Here is a 26,198-nt window from a genome sequence, read left to right on the forward strand (position 1 = left end):
CCTTGATTATTCTTTTTTAAGAAATGGTGCAAGAAAATGACCAGTATGTGAAGCTTTTACTTTGCAAACTTGTTCCGGTGTACCTTCGGCGATGATGTTACCACCACCGGAGCCACCCTCCGGACCGAGATCGACAATCCAGTCTGCGGTTTTGATGACATCGAGATTGTGCTCAATAACTACCACTGTGTTGCCGTGATCTCTGAGGCGATGCAACACCGCCAGTAGTTGTTTGATATCGTGAAAGTGCAGGCCTGTGGTGGGTTCGTCCAAAATGTACAGGGTCTTGCCGGTATCCCGTTTGGACAACTCTTTTGCTAACTTCACCCGTTGCGCTTCACCACCGGAAAGGGTGGTGGCAGCCTGTCCTAATCGAATGTAAGACAGGCCTACGTCCATCAGGGTTTGTAATTTGCGATTAATCGCAGGTACGGCATCAAAAAACACGCGGGCATCTTCGACCGTCATTTCCAGGACTTCGTGAATGTTTTTGCCTTTGTACTGAATTTCCAGCGTTTCGCGATTGTAGCGTTTGCCTTTACACACATCGCAAGGCACGTAAACGTCAGGCAAAAAGTGCATTTCTACTTTAATTACCCCGTCGCCCTGGCAGGCTTCACAGCGACCGCCTTTCACGTTAAAACTAAAGCGGCCAGGTTTGTAGCCACGAGAGCGGGATTCCTGAGTACCGGAGAACAACTCCCTGATAGGGGTGAAAATACCGGTATAGGTGGCCGGATTGGAGCGCGGTGTACGGCCTATCGGGCTTTGATCGATATCCACTACTTTGTCTAACTGATCCAGTCCCGTGATGGACTTATAAGGAGACGGTTCGTCTGTGGTGGCACCGTTAAGTTCAATATGGGCAATTTTGTAGAAGGTGTCATTAACCAGAGTGGATTTACCCGAGCCGGACACCCCGGTGATACAGGTCATCAGCCCTACCGGAACCCGCAAGGTAACATCGTTCAGGTTATTGCCGGTGGCGCCTTCCAGCTCAACCCAGGCATCATCCTGAACTGGTACCCGCTTTTCAGGTATGGCAATGGCCTCTTTGCCTGACAGGTACTTGCCGGTCAGCGAATTTGGGTTGCTCAGTATATCCTCTAACTGACCTTCCGCCACAATCTGACCACCGTGTACCCCGGCACCAGGACCGATATCTACGATGTAATCGGCCAGTCGAATGGCATCTTCATCGTGCTCCACAACAATCACAGTGTTACCCAAGTTTTTAAGATGAGTCAGGGTTTTGAGTAAGCGCTCATTATCTCTTTGATGCAGGCCAATTGAGGGTTCGTCCAGTACATACATGACACCTACCAGACCTGCACCAATTTGGCTGGCAAGTCGAATTCGCTGGGCTTCACCGCCGGATAAGGTATCGGCGCTGCGCGACAAGTTCAGGTAATTCAGGCCGACATTCACCAAAAAGGTCAGTCTGTCGTTGATTTCTTTCAGGATTTTTTCAGCAATTTGCGCTCGTTGCCCTTGTAACTGCAGATGGGTAAAGAAGTCTTTGGCTTCTACAATCGACATTTCTGACACAGTCGGCAATGTGGTATCTGCCACAAACACGTTGCGGGCTTCCTGGCGCAATCGACTGCCCCCGCAACTGGTGCAAGGTTGCTGACTCAGATATTTAGAGAGTTCTTCGCGCACGGCATTGGATTCGGTTTCCTTGTAGCGGCGCTCCATATTGGGGATGATCCCCTCAAAGGGATGTTTGCGGGTCATGATATCGCCGCGATCATTGATATACTTGAAATTGATTGAAGTACCTTTACTGCCGAAGAGCACGATATCCTGTGCTTTTTTATCCAGCTCGTTAAACGGTGTATTCAGATCAAATTGGTAATGCTCAGCAACGGCTTGCAGCATCTGAAAGTAGTAGTAACTGCGTTTGTCCCAACCGCGAATGGCTCCGCCGGAAATACTGATCTCTTCATTGGTGATTAAACGCACCGGATCAAAAAACTGTTTGGTTCCCAGGCCGTCACAGGTGCCACAGGCGCCCGCCGGGTTATTGAAGGAAAACAAACGCGGTTCCAGCTCGGTAATACTGTAACCACAATGAGGGCAGGCGAAATTGGCCGAAAATACCAGCTCTTCTTTTTCCGGCTCGTCCATCCAGGCAACACGCGCTACCCCGGCTGAGAGTTCCAGTGCGGTTTCAAAACTCTCAGCCAGGCGCAGCTGCAGATCTTCCCGCACCTTAAAGCGATCAACAACCACATCAATACTGTGCTTTTTGTGTAAATCCAGCTCCGGCGGATCGGAAAGATCACAGATTTCACCGTCGATTCTGGCCCGGATAAAGCCCTGAGCGGCCAGATTTTCCAGAGTTTTAATGTGTTCGCCTTTGCGATCTTTTACTACCGGCGCTAATAACATCATTTTGCTGTTTTCCGGCAATTCCAGCACTTTATCCACCATCTGGCTGACAGTTTGTGCTTGCAAAGGGGCATTGTGATCCGGACAGCGAGGTTCACCGACGCGGGCAAACAACAATCTCAGGTAATCGTATATTTCGGTGATAGTGCCCACGGTCGAACGCGGGTTATGGGATGTGGATTTTTGCTCGATAGAAATCGCCGGAGACAGACCCTCAATGTGATCTACTTCGGGTTTTTCCATCATGGATAAGAACTGTCTGGCATATGCTGACAGGGATTCAACATAACGGCGCTGGCCTTCGGCATACAGAGTATCAAAGGCCAAAGAAGACTTGCCAGAGCCGGACAGACCGGTGATCACGATCAGTTTATCCCGTGGCAGCTCGATGTTGACGTTTTTGAGATTGTGGGTTCTGGCACCCCTGACGGTAATTTTGTCCATGCGGTAGAAATAGCTGTTCGCAAAAAGAGTATTATATGCATATATATACAGTAGTTAGCAAATGGTTTAATTTATCCCATATGGGCAATAGATACTGTCTCTGACCCAGGTTATGTGCTAAAATTCGCGACCTTTTTTTGACCGTTTCTGACAGGAAATTCGACCGTTTTGAACCAGACCGAAATACGTGGTGCCCTGTCACTGGCCTTTGTTTACCTGATGCGTATGCTGGGGTTATTCATGGTGATGCCGGTGCTGGTAGTACTTGCGCAAGATTACCCCGACTACACGCCGGTGTGGGTGGGGGCCGCTATTGGCGCTTATGGTCTTTCGCAGGCCCTGTTGCAAATTCCGATGGGCATGTTATCTGACAAACTGGGACGTAAACCGGTTATTATCGGAGGCTTAGTATTATTCGCTTTTGGTAGTCTGATAGCGGCTATGGCGGATTCAATGTGGTTGTTAACTTTGGGGCGTTTTCTGCAGGGAACGGGGGCTATCGCTGGCGCCATTATGGCACTGGCGGCGGATATCAGTCGCGAAAATCAGCGCAGTAAGGTGATGGCTACTATCGGCATCGCGATTGGTTTTTCATTTTATTTATCGTTAATTATCGGCCCATTGTTGGCTGCCTCAGCCGGTCTGCAAGGTATCTTTTTAATCACTGCCGTGCTGGCCCTGATTTGTATTCCGTTGGTGTTGTTTGGTGTGCCCAATGTTTTAGTTAATGCCCCCAGTGGTGATACCTTGCCGGGTAAGTCGCAGATAAAACACATACTGCAGTCGAAATCCCTGCTGAGGCTGAATGTCAGTGTCTTGCTGCTGCATATGATGATTACCTTGGTGTTTGTGCAATTTCCGGTGAATTTACAAAATTTAGGCTGGGAGTTGGGGCAACACTGGATGCTCTATTTGCCAATACTGTTACTGGCAATAGTGGGTATGGCCCTGTTGATGGGCGCAGGCAGAAAACTGCCCGGCCATGTCGTAATCATAGTGGCGTTGTGGTTGATGGCCATCGCTTTTGTCGGTCTGGCCAATCTGGCTGACAGTTTTTATGGCCTGATGGCTTTTATTATCTTATTTTTTACAGGCTTCAATTACCTTGAGGCTAATCTGCCAGCTATGGTGGCCAATATCGCGCCGCCAGGTAAAAAGGGCTCAGCAATGGGAGTTTACGCCAGCTTCCAGTTTTTTGGCGCATTTTTAGGCGGCTTGGTCTCAGGTTTAATACTGGCTAACTTCGGTTCCCAGTTAGTCTGGTATTTAGCGGCAGGCATCTGTATTCTTTGGACAGGTTTGTTTGTAGGGTTCCATGCATCCGAGCGTTTGTCTCGTTACACGCTGACTTTGAATTTAGCCGGACGAGACTTAGCGACACTACAAACGGAATTTAATGCTTTACCGGGTATCAGTGAGTACACCATTGTACCGGACGAATCAGCCGTGTACCTGAAGGTTCAGGGCAAACATTTTGATATATTACAAGCCAGAAAACTGGCTGATCCAGAAGAGAATTAGGAGAAATCATGGCCAGCAGAGGTATCAACAAAGTTATTATTGTCGGCAACCTAGGGCAAAACCCGGAAGTAAAATATATGCCAAACGGTAACGCTGTTACCAACATCAGCGTCGCCACCAGTGAAAGCTGGAAAGATCAGCAAGGGCAATTGCAGGAACGCACCGAGTGGCACCGCATTGTGATGTTCCGCAAGTTAGCGGAAATCGCCGGACAATATTTACAAAAAGGCTCTCAGGTTTACATTGAAGGCAAATTGCAAACGCGTAAATGGCAGGACCAGAACGGTCAGGATCGTTACACCACTGAAATTGTTGCCGACAACATGCAGATGTTAGGTGGCCGTCAGGGCGGTAACGAAGGTGGTGGTTATCAGCCTAACCAGGGCGCACAAGGTGGCGGTGCGCCACAACAAGCGCCAGGTTATCAGCAAATGCCGAATCAGGGCGGTGGTCAGCCAAATCGCGCTGGCAATCAGGGGAGTGGCGGCTTTAACCAGGCACCACAACAACCTGCCCAGCCTATGCAGGAGCCGGATTTTGACTTTGATGACGATATTCCGTTCTGAACCCCCTATCGCTCACATGTAAAACATAAGTTGTGTAAAGGCCCCGTTTTTCGGGGCTTTTTAGTTTTAAATGCTGTAAAAGTGTATTATAGTGCGAATTAGTCAAATGTTTTAACTACCCTATTTTGGAATGTAAATTATGCGTATTCGAAGCTTCCAACTCGATGGTGTCAATGAAACCGGGTATTTGATTGTTGATCAAGACGATGTTCCGATTGACGAACTCTGTCGATTCACATTGTTTGAGATTCATGGAGCCAATAATTCCAAAAAGAAGGTCGCTAAGATAATTTTGCATTTGATGAGATGGGTTGAGCGTCTGGATGTGGATCTCAATTCTGAAGTTGTTTTGCGAGGTTTCAGTGACAGAGAACTGTACCTGTCATTTATCAGGCACATGGAAAGCCACGCGCACAATCAAGGAAAGGTAGTGCAATTGCATAATAAAAATATTGGAGCGGAATATTTTAATCAGCGCCTTGATATAGCTTTGAAACTCTTCAATTATCTGGCAGACGTTGAAAAAAGTCGCCGTCAGATCGCGGACCCAATGATTGCAACTATTTCAAGAAATATGGAAGGCTTGCGGATCAAATTCAAAAAAGCGGTGCTTCCGGTTGACAAATATAGTGATGTTAAAGGGTTATCAAGAGCGCAACAAAAGAGCTTGTTTAAGGGACTCAACACGCCAGGATATTTTGGGTGGAACAATAATACTGCGCTGCGGAATAAGTTGATCGTTCGACTGGTTTACGAGACCGGGATACGCAAAGGGGAGCTATTAAGTCTCGTCATTGAGAATTGTCTTACGCGCACCTCGGTTGTGGAAAGACCCTATATCAAAACATCTCATAACGTGAAGTATGACGATCCAAGAACAGACGTTCCGCAAGAAAAAACACGCGAAAGGATCATTCCTATATCGAATGATTTGGCTGAGCTAATTGAAGAATACAAGCTGATCAGGAGTGCTACTCCCGAAGCCAAAAAACAACCTCCATTCTTAATTTTATCAAGTGAATCTCCGCATATGCCACTTTCCATCTCTGGTCTTGAAAAAGTGTTCGAGAGGATCAAGTCGAAACTTCCAGATGTCGATTTTTTTGGCCCACATCGTCTGCGTCATACGTTTTTCGACAATCTCGATCGCACTTTCTATGAGCTTGGTTATGACGCAGTCCTAACGAAGAAGCTCAAAAATACAATCGGCGGTTGGAGTCCCACATCAAATATGAGTGAAAACTACGAAAAGCTTTCAACATATGAACAGTGTGTTGAAGCACTATCCACTCACTACAAAACGCTCGAAGCGCTTTAAAAAAGGAGAAATCATAAATGGAACAACCATCTCGGTTGACAACGGACAATTTTGTCAGTTTGTCGTTTGAAAATGGCTTATTCAAAAATGCTTACGATCCTTTTGTAATCTCAAAAGCTGGGCAGGAACTGGATTTAACAGAAGACAAACTGCGACTATTACCGGAAAAACTCTCTATTAATTTTTTACTAGTAGCTCATCCTTTACAAGAACACTTTAAAGCGTGGTTTTCTGCGTCCTGTAAAAAGTATGCCAACTACACATTGTTTAGATTTCTAAATTTATTTGCTGCGATTGATATCCCGGCCAATCTAAATGGTCCAGAAGAGATATCTGAAGCAATTGAAAATTATTACAAACGCTTCATGCAAGATGATAACAAAGCAACAGAAAAATCTTCTTTGAGAGGGATGTACGCGTGGTTTGTGGAAGAAGGCTTTCCGTACTTTGATGAAGATTTTTACGATTTTTATTTGAGCACCTTAAAATTCGGTACAGACGATGGTAAGGGGTTAGATGTCCTTATGGAATTACCTGACAGAGGACCTCTGACTTTTAAAGAGCAAAATGAGTTTAGAGATGCGATGACGAACGTGGATCTTCAGAGTTTGTCTACCCAGGAACTGCAAGGATTTTTTGCTCTGAAAATTGGACAATTGTTAGGTATCAGAGATGTTCAAGTGATCGGATTACAATTCTCCGATCTGAAAAAATCAGAAAGCGGCGCTTTTAGCATTGATGTTAAAAGAGCAAAACAACGAGGCTCAAATCCCAGGAGAACGCCTAAAAAAACACGTCCTGTAACCCCTGTTTTAATAAAACTAGTTGATATGCTAGAGAAGCGATACATGGCTGAAGCAAAAACGTCATTCAACAAGAGTTGGCATGTCGTTTGTGATTTTTCAAAAGGCAGGAAGTCCTACCCGACCGGGGAAAGAACTTCTTATGTTACTTTTAAGAATCGAAGAATTCTCTTTGAAGAATACCTTAATCTTGGATTTAAGGTTACAAATCGCAGACTGAGAAAGACTTTTTGCACTAGGTTGATTGCCAATGGTACCCCTCTAAAAGTTGTGGCGGAGTTGATGGATCATTCCGACCTTCAACAACTCGAAGTCTATTACCGACATACACATCACATCGCCCAAAAACTTGATAAAGTTCTTTGTGAAGAAGCCCGAGAGATTATCGATGCTTTCAACGGAAAGGTAATAAAGCAAGGGGAAGAATCTCAGGCAGGACAACAAATATTTGCTCCCGTGAGCGATTTTCAACTCACACTGATAGGTAGCTGTGGCAGCGGCAAACCCTGCTCACTGAACCCGCCGTTGGCCTGTTATGGTTGTAAGTCTCTTGAAGCATTTGAAGATGCTGATCACAAGTCAGTGGTTGACCACATGGTAAATGAGATCAAAAGGGTCTTTGGCGAACAACATGCAATAGAAATTCTTCAACACAAGAACTTTTTGGCAGCAGCGCAACTGGTTGAAAAACTTGAGGAAGGATCTTTATGAGCAATGTCGTTCATTTGCTTCCCAGAGGGGATAATACTCCTCAGGAAAACCTTGACGAACTCGTATCGTTTTACGCAAGTCACACCCCCTTTAATCAAAAAGCGGATTGGAGCTGGGACCAAATCTGCTGGAATGCAAAAGGAGTCTGCAAAACACAGGCCAGAAAATCACATTATAACCAGTACCTCTATTTTTCTCGTGATAACGCAAAAGGTAAAAATGTAAAAACCAGCCGCTCAGAAATGGAGCCATTTCATACACAATGGCTATCTGACATCTGCAAATGTCATGTATCTTCACTTCAAATTGAAAAGTCTAAAGATATTGGTACATTGCAAATGGTGATCAATGCATATCGAATACTGGATAACATTCTTAAACTAAAAACAATAAGTTCACCAATCCTGAACTTGAATGATTTCATTATGGCCGAGCAGGCAGCATGCAATTACTTAAAGGCTTCAACGTATTATCGTACAGCAAAAAAACTGGAAACTATTGCAAAATTCATTGATACCAAAAGGCTTTTCAGGAATAAGATAAATTACAAAAAGTCAGTAAAACGCGGGGATGTTCAAACCAACTCTGATACCCGTATTGACAATGAATCGATAACACTTCGAGCGGAAAAGCTGCCATCGAAGCGCAGTCTGATAGCAGTGGCAGCATTGTCAAACCATGATCTTAGCGGTGATGATGCGCTATTTCAGGCTATGACTGAAATTCTTTTTGCAACGGGTCTTCGATTCGATGAAGTTGTCAGCCTTGATGTTGACTGTTTGTATGAGAAAGAAATTGAAGAGCGCAACGTGCTGACCGGTAAACAGGATGTATTCACAGTTTATGAGATCCGTTACAAAGGTAAAAAAGGAGCCGGATACCAGACTAAAACAATTGCTGAAAGCCTGCTTCCTATACTTCAAAAAGGACTGGCAACCGCACGCGAACAATTGCAACCGGTGAGAGATTTAATTGCATCCATTCAGCAAAGCGAATATGACTTTTTTCCAGAGATACCAAACAAAGGAACTTTGTTGATAAACGATGTTTGGAAAATTCTCGACTGGTCCAGTAGTGACAATTTAGGCACCTACCTCAAAAAGAGAAAAGTTAAAATTTTTGCAGCAAATCATCATACGAGAGCGCAAAAAATGTCAGCATTTCATTCAGGTGAACTTAAAAGCAAAACGTTGAGCCTGGCAAAAGAATCCATCGATAAACTCTGGAGACAGGTCCAAAATCTGACGCCCGCTGATTCGTTGCAGAATATGCTTTTCGTATCGCAATATCAAAGACATCACATGAAAAAAAAGGCGGAGCGATGGAAGTTTACACTGATAACACACACACAGATATCAGATTATCTTTCCGGGCGGCCAGAACTCGGTGTTAAAAGTGTGTTTGAACGTCATAACATGATGTTCGAAGGTGAACCCATTTCCTTGACGTCACATCAATTTAGACACTTCCTTAACACCATGCTAAACCTCTGTGACACCGTATCTGAGTTAGAAGTTGCGAGGTACTTTGGCCGGCGGTATCTCGGAGATAATGAAACTTATGACCATACCAACAAAAGCAAAACTGTATTGGATCACGCTGATGCGATTTTAGAGTCTCATAACGTGACTGAGGCCCAATTAAAGGAAGCCGCAACCCTCTTTAACATGGTTGACAGCGAAGAGGCGTTGGAAGCGATACAAGACCTCACAACCACGTTAGTCACTGCAATTGGTCTCTGTAAGCACGATTATAATGAGTCTCCGTGTGGAAAGCATTATGCCTGTTTACGGGGGTGCTCAGAATATTATCGAGTGAAAGGTAGAAAATCTGAAATCGAAGAAATTAAGAAAATCAGAGATGATGCCATTTTAAGGGTAAACGCAGGAAAAGAATCTGTGGACGCAGAATATTTCAATGCGAACAATTGGCTTCGCTCTCATGAAGTGCTCCTGGCCGGCTGTGAGAAGGCTTTGGCAATAGAGCAAGATAAATCAATACAAGTAGGAGAGCGAATACAGCTCTTCCCTGACGGAGAAAATGGGTGTAGTCCGATATGAGCAGAAACAAGAAAGGTAAAATAACGCCTGAAATCGAAGATGAAGTATGTAATCTAATGAAGATCGAGGCCGCACGCGCTGAAGACGGCAAGGTTAACCTCGTCAAAATCGCGAAATTAGTTAATATTTCTCGACCCACGTTGTACAACAACACAGTCATCAAAACATTGTACAACGAGATAAATAACAAGAATCATAAGCCTCAAGAAAAGGTGAATGAGGAACTTGAGTCCAAGCTAAAAAAAGTAAAAGCCGAAACGGACCGACTCAAGAAAACTCTGAAAGAGTACGATGTAAAATTCGCTCGATGGTTATTCAACGCGACGAATGCCGGATTGTCTATTGATGAATTGAATAGGCCTGTTCCTGAGTCAATGAAGACGACCTTGCGCAAGAAAGTAAATAAATGAGGCTTACCGAAGCTCAGCAGAAGGAGTTGTCAGCATTCAACCTTGATAAAATGAAGCCGGCGGCGTTGAAATGCCTGGTAAAAGTGTCAGACGTGCTGGGTAATCTCGATAGTGAAGCCTGGCATGATTTCATCATTGATGGTGGTTTAAACATAAACCTAATCGCAATCGAGGCGGAAGTTTCTCGTTCGAGTTTGTACCAAAACCCTCACTTAAAAAGATATGTTACGGACAAGGCGGAAGGGCTTCTTAGTGAAGGTTTGATCGCCCATTTGCCTTACCAAAAGAAGGAAAATAGGTCATCGGCTAATCCTGGTACCAACAAATATTCAGTATCAGAGTCAGAATTGCGTGAAAAAAATGAAACTATCAAAGCATTACAGACTAAAGTCGCCGAATTGACGGGGATCGTCGATGGCTTAAAAGACGAGTTGCATATTGCCAACGCTCGTTTGACGAATACCGATCAAAGAGAAAAACACCTTTTGAAGTTTGGACGGTATCCACGATGAGTTTTTCTGTAGATAAGCCTTTAACCGTCAGAGTTACGCGTAGCGCCTATCCTGGGAAACACTCTGTTGTCTTTAACGCTGTCGAAGTTGACTCCGTAACACTTCACCGTGTCAATGTCAGGCAATATTATATTGTCAAAGTTGAAAATACGGATCCTGATCTGATGGTAGAAAATATCCATCGCGGCATGATCATGGATATTCAACCAGAATCAAAACTCTATGCCCCGTCAGATGGCGAATTTGAGCGGTTCATCATAACCCCTCAGAAACTGGTACTTTTGAGGCCCCGTGGGCAGTTAATTGTGGATTTGATTGGGGGTAGTTCGAAATTCAAGGGAATAGGTCCAGTTAAGGCTAAAAAGCTCTGGTCACGGTTCGGTGATTCTCTGTACGAGATCCTTAATAACGCCGAAGAAAAGTCGCTAACCGGTGTGCTAAAGCCAGCGATCGCAGAAAATTTGATTGAAGCCTGGCGCACTTACGTCAACATTGAGGCAATGCGATTTTGCAATGTTCATCTGAATTTAGATGTTGGAGTTTCCTTCAGGGCGTCAGAATTTTATAGAGAAGAAACTGAAAAAAAATTATCTGAGGATCCTTTCCGCCTGTTAGCCTTTGGCGTGACATTCAAGAAATGCGATGCTATCCGAAAGCGTCTGGGTTTTAAAACAGATGCCCAGATCAGGCTCGCTGCTGCACTAGAAGAAAGCCTCTATTCTGTTCTTAATAGGGGAAGTACTGTTGCTGATCATGAAACGCTAAAACCACATCTTATTGAGCTGCTTGATAAAGAAGAAAACGATGAAAATGATGAGCCACTGAGCACTTTAGCGCTACAACAGGGCTTTGATTGTGATAACTATGTCCTACTTGATAACGGACTTTATCAAAGCAATGGTGCATTTGTTATGGAATCTCTCATCGCAGAGAGAATTCACGGTCTCATGCAAACATCTCTCCAAATCTCCAACAGTAATCGCGCTATCAAGAATGCATTGCAACAGTATCAATCAGAGAATGGGATGCTACTCAACCAGGAACAAATAAAAGCAGTCCATGAGGCGTGTTCAAACCGTTTTTTTATCATTAATGGCGGTGCGGGTGTGGGTAAAACTACGGTTCTCAAGGCAATTTACACTGCATTTCATGAGATAGGCCTGGCCCCCATTCAGGTAGCACTCTCCGGAAAGGCGGCAAAGCGTATGAGTGAAGCTACCGGTTATGACGCATATACTATTGCGCGATTTATCAAGGCCTTTGATTTTAGTTTATTTAACGAACAAGAGTGCGTTCTGGTCATCGACGAAAGTTCGATGGTAGATATTCCGAGTATGTACCGATTGTTCAAGTTTATCCCAAAGGGCACTCGTATTATTTTGCTCGGTGACACAGGGCAACTTCCTCCTGTTGATTTTGGACTTGTGCTTCACGAACTTATTGACCTTGAATTCTTGCCTAAAGTTACACTTACCAGAGTATTGCGCCAAGGAAGCAATTCCAATATTCCTTCAGTGGCACAGTGTATTAGGGAAGGGGCAATGCCTCCACTTGATTATGACGATGTCTATTTGATACCCGTTTTGGGAGCAACAAAAATAAAGAAAAAGTGTGCAGAGCTTTATCTTGAAGACCCAGAAAATTCACAGATTATCTGCCCTACAAATCGCGCTGTTAATGAAATAAATGCGCTTTGTAGTGCCCCCAATGAAGGCGATATCGTTAAAGTCTTCGTTGAAGAGTACGACCGTGAAATGAATACCGACTTTAAAGTTGGTGATAAGGTTATGTGTTGTCGTAATTTGTATGAATCAGATTTGATGAATGGCTCCACAGGAGTGGTTATTGAAGCATATGACAAAGCTCGTCCTGTTCAATTGATACCTGAGTCTCCCGCCGTTACAAGTTATGGAAGGATCCTTTGGGATGACGATGTTTACCGTGAAATCACCATTGACGTTATTAATTCACTGAAACTTGCTTATGCAATGACAATTCATAAAAGCCAGGGATCGCAATTTCCCGTTGTGATTATACCGATTGAATTTGATAAATTTGTTGATAAGCGAATGCTGTATACTGCGGTCACCAGAGCTCAGCGAAAAGTTATTTTCGTTGGAAAGGTTAACGTCATTGGCAATATCCTCAAGAACATATCCAATAATAGTCGAAAAGCGGATTTGGGAAATAAATTGCAAGTTTTATTTTTCGGAAATGTCGCTCAGAGAGTTGGCCATTGATAGGTTCGTTAGAATAGAATTTATGGCAGCGGCCTTCGAACCATTAATCGCAGGTTATGAGGGACAGGATCCACTATTACCAAAAGTATTGATGCTTTGTCAATCATCAAATGTGTAAAAAAAGTCACAAATATTGATTGTTATCTAGACTATTTGTGTGTAAATTCCTGACCTATACGATTTGGTTACAGAATAGCCACAGGCTGTGTATAGTGGTATTGGGATGGACTACGAAAAGTCACAATTTCAGACAGGGATCCAGTGTCTATCTGTTATCGCGCGTTTTTTTCAGATCCCTGCTTCTGCTTCACAATTATTTAGAGAATTTTCATCGCCTGATGACTCCTTATGTGAAGCCAACCTTATTCGAGCTTCAAAGCATATTGGACTTAAATGTGCTGCTTCAACAGTAAGTTTTGACAAGTTAGAGCAATTCAATTTGCCAGTTGTTAGTCAAGACAGAGCCGGACATTATTTCATAATCGCCAAAATTAATGATGGACAAGTGATCATCCAGGAGATGGTCTCTGAAAAGCCAAAATATTTAAAAGTCAACGAATTCCTAGATTACTGGACCGGCAAAGTACTTCTTTTTACTCGCCGAAATTCTGCAAAATCATCCTCATCTGTAAAGTTTGGCTTTAAATGGTTTATACCTGCATTCAAGAAATACAGACATTACTTTAGAGATGTGATTTTAGCTTCTTTCTTCATACAGCTATTAGGACTTGGTTCGCCTGTGTTTTTCCAGGTAGTTATTGATAAAGTTTTGGTTCACAAAGGGTTAACCACTCTTGATGTGCTGGCTATTGGCTTTTTTATCGTAATTACATTTGAAGTTCTCCTGACAGGTTTCAGGACATGGCTTTTTGCTCATACTACAAACAGAATTGATGTGGAGTTGAGCAGCAAACTATATCGACATCTGTTGTCGTTACCTATCCGGTTTTTTAGCAATTCTAAGGTGGGTCAAACGGTTGCACGCGTAAAGGAACTTGAAAACATACGTGACTTCATTACAGGGTCTTCTCTGACACTGATTTTGGATGTTTTCTTCAGTTTTATGTTTCTGGGACTGATGTTCTATTATGCGCCATTTTTGACCTGGATAGTTGTTGCAACGATTCCTTGCTACGCTGTCTTATCCATACTCGTCACTCCGACATTGCGGCAGAGGTTGGAGGAAATGTTTCAGCGCAGTGCTGAGAATCATGCCTTTTTAGTGGAGTCTATTACAGGCGTGGAAACCATTAAGTCGAGTGCAATTGAACCCCGTATGAGAAATCAATGGGATGAAAAGGTTGCCGATTACGTAACAAGTGCTTTCAAAACCAATAATCTTAATAATATTTATAGCCAAATAGCTGCTTACATTAATAAAGTATCGTCTCTGCTGACACTCTATTTTGGGGCGTTAATGGTTGTCGGTGGTGCACTAACTGTTGGGCAGTTTATCGCCTTTAACATGCTTGCTCAGCGTGTATCCGGTCCAATCATGAGGCTTGTAAATTTATGGCAAGAGTTTCAACAGGCACGAGTCTCGTTAGCAAGGCTTGGAGACATATTAAACGTCAAACCTGAGCCGGGGTTTAATCCAAACAAGGCTTCTTTACCAGCAATCAAGGGAGCCGTAACGTTTGAGCACGCGACTTTCCGTTATAACAAACAATTACCCTCCGTTTTAACCGATATTTCTTTTGATATTAATCCGGGGAATATTATCGGAATAGTTGGACGCTCTGGTTCGGGGAAAAGTACTTTGACCAAATTGATCCAGCGTATATATGTCCCAGAAAGTGGTCGAGTACTTATTGATGGCGTTGACCTGGCGTTAGTCGACCCCGCCTGGTTGCGCCAACAAATAGGTGTAGTGTTACAAGAAAGCTTTCTGTTTAACGACAGTGTCCGGAAAAACATTTCAATTTCTGATCCCGGAGTTCCCATGGAAAAAGTTATTCAGGCTGCAAAGCTTGCAGGCGCTCATGAATTTATCCTTGAGCTTCCAGAAGGTTACGATACGCAAGTTGGTGAGCATGGGGCTTCATTATCAGGAGGTCAGCGTCAACGAATTGCGATTGCAAGAGCATTGATAACCGATCCTAAAGTCCTTGTATTTGATGAGGCGACAAGCGCATTAGATTATGAATCTGAAGCGATAATCCGTAAGAATATGAATCAGATTTGTAAAGGAAGAACTGTTTTTATTATCGCGCATCGTCTGTCAGCAATTAGAGATGCACATGAAATTCTTGTTATTGATAAAGGGCGCTTGGTTGAACGAGGAAGTCATGATGCCTTGCTCGCTGAAAACGGTATTTATCGCCACTTGTTTGCTTTGCAAAACGGTTTGCCTGAGCAGCGGAAAATTGTGAATTCATTTTCGGAGAATAGTGTTCGTACTATTAAAGGAAGTGATATTAGCAGTTCTGCAAATACTTAATTCACTCAATGGACTCGCAAAATGAATTACAACACGGATGCTGAGACCAAAGAAGTAAAGGATCCTCTTGTAACGCAGTTTATGCCTGCTGCGTTGGAAATTCAGGCTGCTCCACCACCAAAATTTGGTCGGATCATAATCTGGCTTATTCTGATTTTGTTTTGTCTTCTCATTGGGTGGGCCTGCTTCGGCAAAATTGATATTGTTGCGGTCGCCAACGGTAAGTTAGTCCCTTCAGGAAAAGTGAAAATAATCCAACCATTAGAAAATGGTGTGGTAACACAAATCTTTGTCGATGAAGGGCAGTGGGTTGAAAAGGGAACTTTACTTGTCGAACTGGACGGAACGATAAACAATGCTGAACAACTAAAGTTGAACAACGTCTTGCAGGGGCTAAAAGACGATGCAAGTCGGATAAACCTGTTACTAAAAAAAATCACAGAAAACGTTAACTCACAAGATAACCCCACTACTCATGATCAATTATTGGAGAGCATGCTGTCAGAGTACTTTGCTAAGATCCAATCTATTGATGCAGAGTTAACCTCACTCAATGCTGAAAAGCACACAATTGAAGTGAGTGTCAACCGATACAAAAAAATCCTTCCAATCACCGCACAACGCACTGAAAGCCTTCGGAAAATGAATGATTCATCTCTTGTGGCAACTGATCAGTATTTGCAACTAAAACAACAATATATCGAGCAGCAGGAATTGTTGGCTTATGAACAAGCCAGGGTCATGCAGCTCGAATCAAATATTAGCGCAAAACAGCAACAAAAATGGGCTTTTTCGAAAGAATTTGAAAAGCACCAATATGAAAAACTAGAGCAGATTGAGCGCGAAATCCGCAGTGTAGAGCAGGAGTTGGCACAAGCCAGGCAGGTTACCAGGCAGCAACAGTTAGTCTCTCCAGTTGATGGGACAGTCACTAAATTAGCTATTGCAACTTTGGGTGGTGTAGTTACAACAGCTCAAGAAATTATGCATATCGTCCCTGATGGTCAATACCTGATTGCAGAAGCTGGACTTCTGAACAAAGACATTGGGTTTGTGTCTCCCGGTCAGGAGGCGGAGATCAAACTAGAGTCCTTCCCATTCACGACCTACGGTGTCATTGAGGCAACAGTTGAGACCATTTCCGCTGACGCAATTGAAGACGAAAATTGGGGGTTGACCTTTCCTATCAAAGTAAAACTTAAAACGAATCAGATTTGGGCGGGGCAACGGTGGGTTGAATTACAACCTGGTATGCAAGCAACAGTCGAGATAAAAACGGGGAAACGAAGGATCATTGAATTTCTTTTGTCACCAGTGCTTAAAGGCATGAATGAAGGTATCAGGGAAAGGTAACTGTGATGTTCAGATTGGTCTTGAGTTCCATTTTTTTATGCACCTTGTTTGTAATTATAAGTTGTAGCCACAAAGTGAATGCACAACAGATTGTTGAGATTACTCCTAAGCAGCAAAATCAAGAGTTTGATACAGAATATGAGAAAAGGCAGACATTTAGAGGAGGGATGTTTCGAAAAGATCCAAATGCTTGGATCTATACGTCAGATTTTAGTAAACGATTTGATATGCCCTCTTCATGGGTTAGTGCTGAACTATCTGAAGGGATTGAAGCGTTTGCTATCCGCTATCAACCTTTTTTTGTTGAACTATGTCCCCCTGAGCAAGAGTGTTTCAAACCTGCCAACTGCTATCTTGATATCTACGCAAAAAATGATGCTCAATTGCCCTGGTTGGACGAAAAACAAGGACACCTCGATTTAGATTTTCCCGAATCACCTTGGTTTCATCTCAACTTTACTGCAAATGATTATGAATCTGTTATTGCTACAAGAGGCTTCAGTCTTCGTTTAAGGGGACTTGAAGGAAATATATATGAAGGACGCGTCGTTGAATTTCAAAGGGAAAGATTTCAAGGGATGGATCTTATTTCATCAATCTTCCCATGTAACGTTTTAGGCAAGACCAAGTCCTTAATTCTCGGAGAGCGTGATGAGAGCAAAGAAATATATTTATCTGATGAGTTTCTTCTAAGAGCTTCACAGAAAGTATTCTCAAGAAAGAAGGACTATCCAGAGAACTTAGAAGCAACATTTCGTATCTCCTCCTCTTTTGAAGAACTAAAAAAAATAAAAAGTAGTACGCCGCTTCCTTATGAATGGGTCTACAGCAAAGGTTTTTCACAAAGATTTTCGTTACCTGAAATAAGCGTTTCAGAAAATTTAGAAGAAGGTATTGCAGCAATTGTCTATCGAAAACAATCATATGCCAGTGAGAGATGCGGCTTTTTCGGAGAAGAAGATTCATGCCAATTTTCTACATCGACAATAAAGCTAGACGTTTTTCTTGAGTCAGATTTGGAACTTGTTTGGGCCCCAAATGTTGACAGTAAATTAAGTGACTCAGATCCCTATTTATCTACCTATTATTTGCCTGAACATCGGAACGAACTAAAGGTGTTCGGCCACGCGAAAAAATACATGAAATTTGTACAGCCCGCTGGTTTTTTGGGGTTGAACTCAGTCGAAAAAGGCGGTTACGGAAGGTTTGAGGCAATAAACGCACATCGAAATTGGCAAAACATAAGTTATTTTTCATTCTATGGTCGTCATCTGACGACCGTCAATGATACGAAATATTTAGACGGTCATTTAAGGTTCTTTGCTACCGAAGAAAAAAATACACCAGCATTTGAGATTGTGCTCCCCGCTGAATTTCTAAATAGAGTAGCCATCAACAACAGCAAGCAGCCGAATGAAAACTCGTTAATACAGATGGTTAAACAAAAACTGAAACTAAATTGATACGGAGAATTGATATGTTTACGCAGCAGCAAAAGTTAGCTTTTTCTTATTTGATAGATGATGTTTACAACAATTTCGACGCTCGCGCACAAAATGTTGCTGGGTGGAGGATATCTACTCTTACTAATTCCAGTGATGAAGGACTTAGTGGGACAGGGCTTAAATACCAGGTATATGAGCAAGATGGAGAGTATGTCATTGCAATTGCCGGAACTGATTTTGGGGTTGGAACGGAGCAGGAGAGGATAGATTTTATTCGAGATGCTTCTGCTGATGCCGCACTATTTATGAGGACATATGCTGAACAATTTGACGAGTCATTGAGATCGATTGATGCATTTCTCGAAATAAATAACATTGACCCCGCAAATGTTACTTTTGTCGGACATTCTCTGGGTGGGGCTCATGCACAAGTTCTTGCTTATACGTTTGGCTCAAAGGGGCTTACGTTTGATGCGCCGGGCGTGAAAGGCATACTTGATTCAGACATATTGACTGAACAAACACTAGATATCAATTATTCGAATACCCTGTTGAATTTGGGCATAACTCAGTCTCCAGTAGGTGAGCTTTACGTAGAAAATATTTACGAAGAAGGCAGTGTAATTAGTGCAGGTGGTGTTTACTTTTCTGAAGATGAATATGTAGGTTCTTCGACCTCTGTTAATTATGTGGATGATTTGCTCCCAAATCTGGCCTCGGCTCTACAAGGCATTGGTTTAGCGTCTCGAAGTTGGAAGCTTTTTATCACGGGTACTATGTTGGGACTGGTCGATGCCGGAACTCCTGGAGGGAGTCATGACAGAAATAATTTTATAGCCGCAATGGAAAGAGAGGCGTTTGAAAATAGTGAATTAGAACCTTTGTTGTTCATTATGAAGGAATTATCAAAAGAACGAAACTTCTCCGAAGGAGAGGGCGTACCTGTTTCTTTTGAGGCGTTAATTCAATCAGTAAAGAATGCAGTTGATGCCGGAGAAATATCTACCATACGTGAAATGGAGGATTTTTTCAGAGTTGAATTAGCTTTTATTGAAGGTTATGAAGAACTTGCGCGGATCCGCAATTCGTACCTTGATCGTGCCGAGACTACGGTTAAATTAATTGAAGCTAATCTGAATTATATTCCAGATGGTGATTCGGTTTTGGGGCAAGCTAGAATTATAGAAACACAATTGTCTGATAATTTGTCTCAGCTTTTTCAACAGTATTTTGAAAATATCAATGATTTACAACTAGGCTCCCTTTCTCCTGAAGAAGCGAAAACTCAGATTGATGCACAACTTATTCTTTTTGAGCATGATGCAATTTCTCGTTTTGGTGATGGCTTTGGTGAGGGAACTGAACTAAGTGATTTATTGGTTTCCAGGGACGGGCAAACCCTTTGGGGAGGAGGGGGGGATGATATTCTTATCGCTGACAATACCGGGGCAACATTGAAAGGCGATGCCTATCAAGATCCCGAAGACATAACCGAAAACCCCGGAAATGATATCTTAATTGGAGGTCATGGTGATGACCTACTAGAAGGGGGCGGAGGCGATGATATTATCTATGGTGGATTTGGTGATGACACTTTGTCAGGTGGTGATGGGAGCGACCATCTAGAAGGTGGACTAGGTAACGACACTTATATCTATAACTCGGGAGATGGTATAGACACGATCCTCGATTATTCTGGTTCTATTGTATTTGATGGCTACGTGTTATCAGGTGGCATTTATGATTCAGAAATTGACGCATATGTCTCTTCCGACGGCCGTTTTTCGTACAAATTATTGGGTGGCGATTTAATAATCAATGATGTGTTAACTGTTAGGGATTTTAATAGTGGAGATTTGGGGGTCGTACTTTTCGAACCCGGCGAATCCACCAGTTTTCATACCCCTCATGTTTGGCAATCCCAATTAAATATGTATTCACTGTATTCTGGAGCACTCCAGACGACAATTTATTATTCTTACGCTGAGCCCCCTGAATCTGAAATTCCAACCTATCGTGGTATGACCACTGAAGAGCTTGCTGATACGAGAGGTCTTCAAGTAGGGGCGGCTGGGAGTCCATGGAATTATCGCTATTATAATCTTACCGAGTCACGGCTTCATTATAGTTGGGGGTTTGCTAATCCGGAAACCGGGGCTATTTATACAACAGGCGTAAGAAAAGATGTTGTAAACTCACAATCCATTATTACCGAGTGGTTTGAGGAATTAAATGGTTACGTGACTGTGGGAACACAGCCTGCCTCTATGATTTTCCAAATATCGGTTGGAGGTGTGTTAAGAGAAGGGCATAGCTATGGTGCTACTGGACGCGATAGTATTTTTGGCTCCTCCGATAGCGACGCTATCTTCGGTTTGGGTGGTGAGGATGAAATCAGAAGTCTTGGCGGTGATGATTTAATTGAAATAAATCATGGATTAAATCTTGAAGATGATAACGTTTCATCCGAAGTTTACGCTGGAAACGGTAACGATGTCATAAGAGTAAAAGGGAATAGGACGGGGTTTGCTCAGACGTTTATAGATACTGGTGCAGGGAATGATAATATTGAAATAGTTGTCGGGACAGATGGTTTAGTTGAGGTCGATGATGCCGCCGGAAATGATATGGTATTCGTGACAACAAGTCAGTTATCAGAATCAGGCGAATTGATATATAAATATGGTAGTGGATTTGATTACATTGATCTGTCCTTAAAATCTGATTTACAGTCATATATAGCAACAATTGAATTTACAAATAATCTTGATCGTTATCAAATTGTCTATGTTGAACCCATCGCAATTGAAGGGAATGGTTTCGACCAAAACAGTATATTAACACCCTCTCAATTCAACCAAGTTGATCATTCAAATTACATCTTTGTAAAGGACACCATAACTAACGAAGGAGTTTTTCTAGAGATAGATGAGTTTTCCGAAGGAACGGCTACTTTAAATTTGAAATTCAGCGATACTCAGCTAGGTTTCTCCGAAATCATTGAAATGCTTTCCCATGACGGTTCATTAGCTGATGACAAATTAGAAGGTGATCTTGGAATTGACGAATTATACGGAGGCGAAGGAAATGATGAAATTGATGGTTTCGAGGGCAACGATAGACTATTTGGCGATTCTGGTAATGACATTTTAAATGGTGGTGCAGGTGATGATGAATTAAATGGGGGGGAGGGACTCGATACACTAACAGGTGATGAGGGTGATGATCTCTTAGATGGTGGCCTGGGAAATGATCGATATCAATATTCACTCGGCGATGGCTTTGACACTTTGATTGAAGCCGAGTCAGAAACGAATCAGCCAGTTAATCGTCAACAATTTATTTTTAATCGCGAAGATTTTCGGTTAGAGCCAAGAGCTAGAGGCCAACTATCATTTTTAAGACGAGCGTATTTGGAGAACGTTTCTTCTAGTGAAAATGCGTCTAATCAAGAGTTTACAGAAATTGATGTTTTGGAGTTCGGTGAGGGGATCACAAAAGACTCAATAAAATTCAAAATTTCTGGAGATGACTTGATTGTAATGGTCGACAACGATGGAAATGGACTTCAGATAAAAAATTGGAATATAAACGGTCAAGGGATCGAGCAAATTGATTTTGCTGACGGAACAACAATGACGTTTGAAGATATCGTGAACATTGCGTCTACATCTGGCACTGAAGACGACGACTCAATATCTGGAAGTATTCAAGACGATATTGTTAGAGGTTACGAAGGAAACGACACTCTCGCTGCTGGGGACGGCGATGATTTCATTGAAGGAGGCATGGGGAATGACATATTGGAAGGAGGTAATGGCAATGATGTATATTTCTTCGAGCAAGGTGATGGAAGCGATATCATCTTGGACTCAGCTTCGGATGAACACGGCGACGCGATTCAATTTGGAGAAACTGTTTCTAAAGATAATGTCTATTTCCTTCGAGTAAATAATGATTTGCGCATAGCATTTACCGACTCAAACGACTCGATAACAATTTCAAATTGGTTTGAGCAAAATCAAAATGGCGAATTCTTGAGAAGTGTAAACCGAGTAGAGTTTGCAGATGGAACATTCTACGACATTGCTGATATTTATTCACAAATGGGAATTGGGGCTCCATCTCAATATCTAGTTGGGACAGATAATGATGATGTTCTTCAAGGAAGTGATGGAGGAGACATCGTCCTGGGCGGATCAGGAAATGATACTCTGGACGGTGCCGCAGGGAATGACCTACTGGTGGGCGGGGTTGGTAGCGACACTTACCTATTCGGATATGGAAGCGGACAAGATCGCATTTCGGAAATTAATTCTGACAATACTGATGTCAATATTATCTTGTTTGGTGAAGGAATCGAACAGCAAGATATACAAGTTACTCGATATGGAAGTGTCGGGATACAAATCAGTATTGTGGGTACCGAAGATAAACTCAGAATAGACAATTGGTTCATCAATACAGAAACCAACGAATTTCAAAGTCCTTATCAAATTGCTTTGTTTCAGTTTCAAGATGGAACAACCCTTCAGCCATCTGACATATATGGCCTGTTGGATATTCCCTCACCTGGTTCGGATATTTCAGGCACTGAGAATGGAGATCGACTAATAGGTACGAGCGTTGGTGAGAATATATACGGTGGGTCTGGCAACGATCATCTGGATGGACGAGATGGCTCTGATGTGATTTTTGGAGGTGATGGCGATGACACTATTTTAGGTGGTAATGGCAACGATACGCTGCACGCAGGAGAAGGGGATGATCAAGTCACTGGCGGGGATGGAAATGACATTATTTTCGCAGGCTCTGGAAGCAATTTTATTTACGCTGGTGATGGCGAAGACACTATTTACGGTACCGTTGATCGCTCAGATACAATATACGGTGGAAATGGGAATGATACCGTTTTCGCACAATCCACTGATGATGAATATTTCAACTCAATCTACGGCGAAGCAGGTGACGATAATCTGAATGGGCATATCGGCAGTGATTGGCTGTTTGGCGGAATAGGGAACGATGTCCTCTCAGGGGGACAAGGAAGAGACCTGCTGGAAGGCAATGAAGGGAATGATATATACAGGTATAATTTGGGAGATGGCAGGGATGTGATAACCGAACGTAGTTTCGATTTTAGTGAATCGAATGTTTTGGTTTTAGGTGAGGGTATTACGCAAGAAATACTTACTTTCAGTATGGCAGAGTCCTCAGGGAGTGAGAGTCAGGGAATTCTGACCATGAATTATACGGGCCTCAACATCACCATTGAAGGTACAGATGATGTTCTTGAAATTCGAGACTTTTTCCGAACTTTAATTAATTCTGAAACTGGTGAAGAAATCGTTTCAACACCTGATACCGCCGCAATAACCGAAATTCAGTTTGCAGATGGTACTACTCTTACCTCGCAACAAATTTTTGATATTTTAGGAATTCATTACCCCGGCGCAGTTCTACGTGGCACTGATAGTGACGACCATTTATTAGGCACAGATGATGACGACATTATTGACGGTGGCGCGGGCAATGATTACATCGATGGTGGTTTTGGTTCCGATACATATCTTTATGGCACGGGAAGCGGCAATGACACCATTTTTGAGATGTCAAACCTCTCTGGACAGCCTAATCGGGTTGAATTTAAAGAAGGTATTACCCCAGATGATTTGAGAGTGACTCGCACTGATTCGGGCTCACTCACCTTCGAGATTATTGAAACAGGTGAGAAGCTTCGCATAGAGATGTGGTTTGCCGCTGCCGATTCGAACGAGTTTGCGAACGAGCTTCCTGTTTCACAATTTATTTTTTCCGATGGAACTGTCTGGACACCAGAGGTTTTACGTGAATTTGTAGATAGTCGCGTTCCTGTGATGGGAAGCGATGACGAGGACTTTATTCTTGGCACCGACGCTAATGATATAATCGATGGAGGTGCTGGTGATGATTATATGGACGGTGGCTTTGGCTCTGATACTTACATCTATGGTCGCGGAAGTGGAAATGATGTTATCTATGAGTTCTTAAATCTTTCTGAAGAACCAAATCGGGTGGAATTTAAGGAAGATATTCTTCCAGATGATTTGAAAGTCGTGCGCTCTAGTTCAGGATCCTTGACGTTCGAGATATTAGATACAGGTGAGAAACTTCGTATAGAACAATGGTTTGCTTCAAGTGATTCAAATGATTTTGCGGAGGAAACTCCCATTGCTGAGTTTGTATTTGCCGATGGAACGGTCTGGACAAGGGACACCTTGTTGGCACTTGTTGATTCAAGGATACGTGTAGAAGGTTCCGAAGAAGATGATCATCTAATTGGAACCCGTGCAGATGATCTAATTGACGGAGGCGCTGGAGACGATTACATGGACGGGGGTTTTGGAGCGGACACCTATATTTATGGTCGAGGTAGTGGCAATGACATCATCTTTGAGTTCCTTAATCTCACCAATGAACCGAATCGCGTAGAATTTAAAAGCGATGTTTCCCCTGAGCATTTACGAATAGTTCGTTCGGACTTTAACTCTCTTCTAATTGAAATTATAGACTCAGGAGAGACTCTACGTATTCTTAATTGGTACTCCTCAAGCTCTTCAGATGATTTCGCTGACGAGCTTCCAATTGCGGAGTTCATCTTTTCAGATGGAACTGTCTGGACCTCAGAAGACATCGAGAATTTAATCGAGCCACCTGCGGATATTGTGGGGAGTGCAAATGATGACGTTTTATTTGGAACGAGCTTAGCCGACACTATGTATGGGCTTGATGGTAATGACACTCTTCTTGGTGATAGCGGAAATGATACGCTAAATGCTGGAGCAGGGGACGATTACCTGAATGGTGGAAGTGGTGATGACATTTTATATGGAGACGAAGGAAACAATCGACTGAGTGGAGCTTCGGGGAACGATACCTTGGTAAGTGGTACCGGTGATGATCTGCTAGAAGGGGGCTCTGGGGATGACATCTATGTTATCTCGTTCAATGGAGGGAACGACACGATAGATGAATTTGGAAGCCAATTTGATGAATATAATGTTATTCAATTTACAGATGTTTTATCTGAAAACGTCAGCTTTCAAAGAGAGAGCAATTCCAACAACTTACTCTTAATCAATAATGAGTCAGGCGCACAAGTACGGATTCTTGATTGGTTTGCTGGAATAACGAATGGAAACGGCGAAGTTAATTACCGCATAAGCGAGATACGTTTTTCAGATGGAACTGTTTTCAGTATCGACGAAATTATTGACGCTCTTGAGGGTGTCTCTCTGGAGCCAGAGTACCATGGAACTAGTAGTAGTGACTTTTTACAAGGAAGCGATAGTGCAGACAAGATGTGGGGTTATTCTGGAAATGACAATTTAGATGGCTATGCTGGCAATGATGTCTTATTTGGTATGGATGGCGCAGATCAATTGCGGGGCGGAGAAGGTGACGACCGATTAGAAGGTGGACGAGGCGATGACACATACTGGTTTGATATAGGTGATGGTCATGATGTTATATCTGATATTAAAGGTACAGATTTCATAACTTTTTCCCCTGGTGTGAATTCTGAACTAGTGGAAGTGTCTCGCTACCTTAATGAAGAGGGGGTAGAAACACTCCTTATCAAATATGGCGAAAATGATAGCATTACTATTGAAAACTGGGCATCTAACCCAGTTGAATTAATACGTTTCTTGGGGGGACCACAATGGGACCACGCATCTATCAATGAAAATACGCCACTTCAGTTGAGTGAAGAGGCTGACGTATTTGTTGATGGTAATGGTGGTGAAGCGATTTCGGCACTCGGTGGTGATGATCTGATCCAGGCGATGGGCGGCAATGACACCCTCATCGGCGGAGCAGGCAATGACCGTCTGGAAGGCGGAGCAGGTCGTGACACTTACCTGTTCAGCATCGGTGATGGTCAGGATGTCATCTCGGATGAGCGCGGAACGGATACCATCGTTTTTGGCGAGGCCATCAC

The 26,198-nt window shown here is 42.9% G+C and carries 13 protein-coding genes; 12 read left to right on the plus strand and 1 reads right to left on the minus strand.

Annotated elements, in window-relative coordinates; translation table 11 throughout:
• Positions 1-6: 6 nt before the first annotated feature.
• Entirely contained in the window at positions 7-2,838 is a 2,832-nt protein-coding gene (uvrA, locus tag LJ740_RS20270) for an excinuclease ABC subunit UvrA (RefSeq protein WP_229530951.1), read from the minus strand.
• A 168-nt stretch (positions 2,839-3,006) separates the two neighbouring features.
• Here uvrA and LJ740_RS20275 point away from each other — a divergent pair, with 168 nt between their 5' ends.
• The 12 genes from LJ740_RS20275 to LJ740_RS20335 all read left to right on the plus strand — a co-directional run.
• Positions 3,007-4,359: an MFS transporter gene (locus LJ740_RS20275; RefSeq protein ID WP_229530952.1), complete on the plus strand. Its 1,353-nt coding sequence runs from the start codon at positions 3,007-3,009 to the stop codon at positions 4,357-4,359.
• Positions 4,360-4,367: 8 nt separating this feature from the next.
• The gene (locus tag LJ740_RS20280) at positions 4,368-4,925 is read left to right on the plus strand and encodes a single-stranded DNA-binding protein (protein ID WP_229530953.1); all 558 of its coding nucleotides are present in this window, start codon (positions 4,368-4,370) and stop codon (positions 4,923-4,925) included.
• Between the two features lie 139 nt (positions 4,926-5,064).
• Positions 5,065-6,243, plus strand: coding sequence for a tyrosine-type recombinase/integrase (locus tag LJ740_RS20285; RefSeq protein ID WP_229530954.1), 1,179 nt, complete (start codon positions 5,065-5,067; stop codon positions 6,241-6,243).
• Positions 6,244-6,260: 17 nt separating this feature from the next.
• Positions 6,261-7,757, plus strand: a complete 1,497-nt coding sequence (locus LJ740_RS20290) for a site-specific integrase (protein WP_229530955.1) — start codon at positions 6,261-6,263, stop codon at positions 7,755-7,757.
• Positions 7,754-9,817, plus strand: a complete 2,064-nt coding sequence (locus tag LJ740_RS20295) for a hypothetical protein (RefSeq protein WP_229530956.1) — start codon at positions 7,754-7,756, stop codon at positions 9,815-9,817. The genes LJ740_RS20290 and LJ740_RS20295 overlap by 4 nt, the downstream gene beginning before the upstream one ends.
• Complete coding sequence (locus LJ740_RS20300) at positions 9,814-10,227, plus strand: hypothetical protein (protein WP_229530957.1); 414 nt, start codon at positions 9,814-9,816, stop codon at positions 10,225-10,227. Before LJ740_RS20295 ends, LJ740_RS20300 begins: the two co-directional genes overlap by 4 nt.
• Complete coding sequence (locus tag LJ740_RS20305) at positions 10,224-10,739, plus strand: hypothetical protein (protein WP_229530958.1); 516 nt, start codon at positions 10,224-10,226, stop codon at positions 10,737-10,739. The genes LJ740_RS20300 and LJ740_RS20305 overlap by 4 nt, the downstream gene beginning before the upstream one ends.
• Positions 10,736-12,979 (plus strand): AAA family ATPase, encoded by a 2,244-nt coding sequence (locus LJ740_RS20310; protein WP_229530959.1) that lies wholly within the window; start codon positions 10,736-10,738, stop codon positions 12,977-12,979. The genes LJ740_RS20305 and LJ740_RS20310 overlap by 4 nt, the downstream gene beginning before the upstream one ends.
• Positions 12,980-13,202: 223 nt before the next feature.
• Positions 13,203-15,419, plus strand: a complete 2,217-nt coding sequence (locus LJ740_RS20315; RefSeq protein ID WP_229530960.1) for a type I secretion system permease/ATPase — start codon at positions 13,203-13,205, stop codon at positions 15,417-15,419.
• 21 nt (positions 15,420-15,440) lie between these two features.
• Positions 15,441-16,772, plus strand: coding sequence for an HlyD family type I secretion periplasmic adaptor subunit (locus tag LJ740_RS20320; protein ID WP_229530961.1), 1,332 nt, complete (start codon positions 15,441-15,443; stop codon positions 16,770-16,772).
• 74 nt (positions 16,773-16,846) lie between these two features.
• Positions 16,847-18,235: a hypothetical protein gene (locus LJ740_RS20325; protein ID WP_229530962.1), complete on the plus strand. Its 1,389-nt coding sequence runs from the start codon at positions 16,847-16,849 to the stop codon at positions 18,233-18,235.
• 14 nt (positions 18,236-18,249) lie between these two features.
• Positions 18,250-26,198, plus strand: a 7,949-nt coding sequence (locus LJ740_RS20335; protein WP_324255640.1) for a calcium-binding protein, incomplete at its 3' end; no start/stop codon positions are given.

It is taken from the genome of Planctobacterium marinum (assembly GCF_020687805.1).
In the GTDB taxonomy this organism is placed as follows: domain Bacteria; phylum Pseudomonadota; class Gammaproteobacteria; order Enterobacterales; family Alteromonadaceae; genus Planctobacterium; species Planctobacterium marinum.